Annotated in this window: 4 protein-coding genes; 1 reads left to right on the forward strand and 3 read right to left on the reverse strand. The window is 50.6% G+C overall.

Annotation, left to right across the window (positions count from 1 at the left end; all coding sequences use genetic code 11):
- Positions 1-126: 126 nt before the first annotated feature.
- From minE to minC, 3 genes are read right to left on the reverse strand one after another with little or no spacing between them, the layout of a single operon-like run.
- A complete protein-coding gene (gene minE / locus KDK13_RS10320; protein ID WP_257284896.1) occupies positions 127-378 on the reverse strand; it encodes a cell division topological specificity factor MinE in 252 nt (83 codons plus the stop codon).
- Complete coding sequence (gene minD, locus KDK13_RS10325) at positions 375-1,190, reverse strand: septum site-determining protein MinD (protein WP_257284897.1); 816 nt, start codon at positions 1,188-1,190, stop codon at positions 375-377. The genes minE and minD overlap by 4 nt, the downstream gene beginning before the upstream one ends.
- Positions 1,191-1,238: 48 nt before the next feature.
- The gene (minC, locus tag KDK13_RS10330; RefSeq protein WP_257284898.1) at positions 1,239-2,039 is read right to left on the reverse strand and encodes a septum site-determining protein MinC; all 801 of its coding nucleotides are present in this window, start codon (positions 2,037-2,039) and stop codon (positions 1,239-1,241) included.
- A gap of 144 nt (positions 2,040-2,183) precedes the next feature.
- On the opposite strand from minC, the gene lpxL reads away from it, so the two are divergent.
- Positions 2,184-3,137, forward strand: a complete 954-nt coding sequence (lpxL, locus tag KDK13_RS10335) for an LpxL/LpxP family Kdo(2)-lipid IV(A) lauroyl/palmitoleoyl acyltransferase (RefSeq protein WP_257284899.1) — start codon at positions 2,184-2,186, stop codon at positions 3,135-3,137.
- Positions 3,138-3,335: the final 198 nt, after the last annotated feature.

Genomic DNA, 3,335 nt, shown 5'->3' on the forward strand with positions numbered 1-3,335 from the left:
CTTAGAGCGGCAAAGGACAAGCGAGATCGGGAGCACGTTTATGAAATATCCGGGCTAAGCTCCGCCGGTCTACTCACCAGGGCACTGCCATCATGATGGCGTGTGGTTGAAAGTAGTCAGCTGCCGTCAGTTCGGCAGCTGTACATTGACCTCAAGGATGGAGCAACCATCCTGAGAGTCCAGCTTGATGTCAATGCACTCCTGCTGGATCTCTATGTATTTTTGAATAACCTGAAGAATATCCCGCTCCATGGCTGGCAGAAAATCACGCCCACTTCGACTGCTTCGTTCATGGGCTACTATGATCTGCAGCCTTTCCTTGGCAACCGCGGCGCTGTTGTCTTCTTTGCGTGAGCGGAATAGCTGCATAAGATTCATCCTATTCCTCCAAACATGCGCTGTAAGAACCCTTTTCTGGTGGGTTCAAGAAAACGGTGTGGTATGTCTTCACCAAGGAAGCGCGCAACCACATCGTTGTATGCCTGACCGGCATCACTGTCGGTATTGCATACTACGGGTACACCCTGGTTGGAGGCTTTCAAGACTGAGGTGGACTCAGGAATAACACCAATCAGTGGTATCGACAGAATTTCTTCGACATCCTGAATGTTGAGCATTTCTCCTCGTGTTACCCGATCAGGATTGTAGCGGGTAACCAGTAAATGCTCCTTGACGGGTTCAAGGTTTTCGACAGCACGGCGGGATTTGCTCTGCAAAATACCCAGTATACGGTCAGAGTCCCGGACGGACGACACCTCAGGATTCGTGGTAATAATGGCTTCATCGGCAAAGTAGAGTGCCATCAGGGCGCCATGTTCAATACCTGCCGGTGAGTCGCAGATAATGTATTCAAAGTCTTTCGCCAGCTGGTTCAGGACTTTTTCGACCCCTTCATGAGTCAGGGCCTCTTTGTCCCGGGTTTGAGACGCTGGCAGAATGGACAGGTTTTCTGTGCGTTTGTCTCTGATCAGGGCCTGGTGCAACTCAGCCTCACCGTTAATTACATTGACGAAGTCGTATACGACACGTCGCTCGCACCCCATCAGGAGATCCAGGTTTCTGAGGCCTACATCAAAGTCAATGACTACTGTCCTGTGACCTTTAAGAGCCAATCCTGTTGCAATGGAAGCACTGGTGGTGGTTTTTCCAACGCCACCTTTTCCAGAAGTCACAACAATAATACGAGCCAAGGTGAAATCCTGTCATGAGTCAATAACTGAACTATTGTCCAGTATTTCTTAAAGTTTCTTTATATGCAAGCTCTGCGCCTCAAGGGATACAACTACACTGCTTCCCCAGAGAGGGTCACTATTATTGGATGCTGAGGGCATCTTGTACTGACCGTTGATGGAAATAAGCTCGGCTTCAAACTGCAGGCAGAATATACGGGCATCGGTATTGCCATTGACACCTGCCAGCGCCCGACCGCGTAATGGACCATAGACGTGTATATTGCCGCCTGCCAGAAGTTCTGCACCGGAACTGACCGGGCTGGTAATGACCAGATCGCCCTCTGCATAAACCTGCTGGCCAGAGCGGATCGGATGCTCTATGAGGGTGGTTTTATGGATCACCGGTGGGTTTTGCGTCTGGTTTGCAGCCTCTGCTGCAGGAGTGCTGGTGGTGCGGGTTTTCTGCATGATGACCACATTGTTTTCAACGTTTTCAACATGATCCGCAGAGTCTTCTTCCCGGTTTCGTTGCCCCGGGGACGGAAGCCAGGGTATCCCTGCCATCATGGCGTCCTGCTTATGGCTCTCCTGACCGCCACGAACCGCAATCAGGATCAGACCAAACTGCTGAAGGCTGCGTTGCAGCTGGTAAAGATCAACCGGGGGTTGTTCCGGGCTGAGTTGGTCCAAGGCAATAATGACCGGGGTCTGCTGGAAAAAATTGGGCGCCTTGCGTGTCATCTTCTCCAGCTGACTGGTAATATTCGCTGGATCGGTAGAATGCAATTCAAGAGTAGTCAGTGTATAAATACCGCCTGTCATCTTGAAAGCTGCAGCGGCAGTACCGGTTTGCAGTTGAAGGGTCATAAAATATAACTCTGGTTTTGTATAACGGCTTTTATAACGGCTTTGTATGACGAGAGTCAGCAGATTAAATGGTCAGCTTTTTATACAACAGACTCTAGCGTAGAGAACTCAACGTTCAGATACAAGTATTGAATTAATCTATATATGTCGCAAAACCCTGACGTAAACAAGAAGGCTGATGCCCGTGACGACGATGTCTTTCGCCGGGCATATCTACACCCGAAGTACTGGCTTACCTGGCTGGGGATTGGGTTAACCTTTATCCCTTCCCTTTTGCCTTATCGCTGGATTCTCCGACTGGGTCGGTGGCTTGGGCGTATCAGTTACCATGTGGCGGGAGACCGTGTTCATGTTGCCCGGGTTAATCTGGAAAAGTGTTTTCCCGGGTTGAGCCAGGACGAAAGAGAAGCGCTGCTGAAGAAAAACTTTGAGTCAGTAGGCATTGGTATTATGGAAGTTACCATCGCCTGGTGGTGGCCTTCAGGCAGGCTGGAGAAGATCGTTTCTTATCAAGGGCTGGAAAACCTGCAGTCTGATGATGGGACCATTCTGATGGTGATGCATTTCACCACCATAGAGCTGGCAGGTCGCCTGATTACCCAGCGCCACAGCGTGGATGCCACCTATCGAGAGCATGGGAATCCGGTCTTTGAATACGTTCAGCGTCGTTTAAGGCATCGTTTTGACCCTGGCAGTCAGTTGCTGAGAAGGCGGGATGTTCGTGGCATGCTGCGCTCATTAAAGTCGGGCAGAACCGTCTGGTATTCTCCAGACCAGGACTATGGCACCCAAAATGGACGTTTTGTGCCTTTCTTTGGTATTCCCGCCGCGACGATTACCAGTACCTCACGCCTTGCCAAAGCGGGAAGGGCTAAAGTGATTCCCATGACGGTGACTCGCCTTGCCGATGCCAAGGGCTACGAAGTTCACCTTCATTCTGCCCTGGAAGGTATCCCTTCCGGTGATGACTATCAGGATGCGCTTCAGGTCAACCAGTTCGTTGAACAGCGCATTCGTGAGCACCCTGAGCAGTATATGTGGCTTCATCGGCGATTTAAAAATCGCCCTGCGGGTGAGGCTGACTTTTACCGGGGTTGATTCCTGTCTGGATGCTCAGTGATTGAGTGTCCGGAAATCCACTTTTCTGCCATCCTCGCTACGGGCGCTATTCTCGGACAGGCTCCTCGCTACAGAGCACCCAGCCACGCACTACTCTAAATAGAGCTTGTAAGATGATCAGACAGGCTGAGCCTGTCCTGTTGCTTACCACTCCCCTTATTTAATCTGCTCAATAAT

The sequence above is a fragment of the Endozoicomonas sp. SESOKO1 genome, from assembly GCF_024606265.1.
Taxonomy (GTDB): Bacteria; Pseudomonadota; Gammaproteobacteria; order Pseudomonadales; family Endozoicomonadaceae; genus Endozoicomonas.

What these genes read in the sequence shown, in the direction of transcription:
- minC (WP_257284898.1), bottom strand. Translation starts at nt 2,039, where the DNA reads ATGACCCTTCAACTGCAAACCGGTACTGCCGCTGCAGCTTTCAAGATG.
- lpxL (WP_257284899.1), top strand. Translation starts at nt 2,184, where the DNA reads ATGTCGCAAAACCCTGACGTAAACAAGAAGGCTGATGCCCGTGACGAC.
- minE (WP_257284896.1), bottom strand. Translation starts at nt 378, where the DNA reads ATGAATCTTATGCAGCTATTCCGCTCACGCAAAGAAGACAACAGCGCC.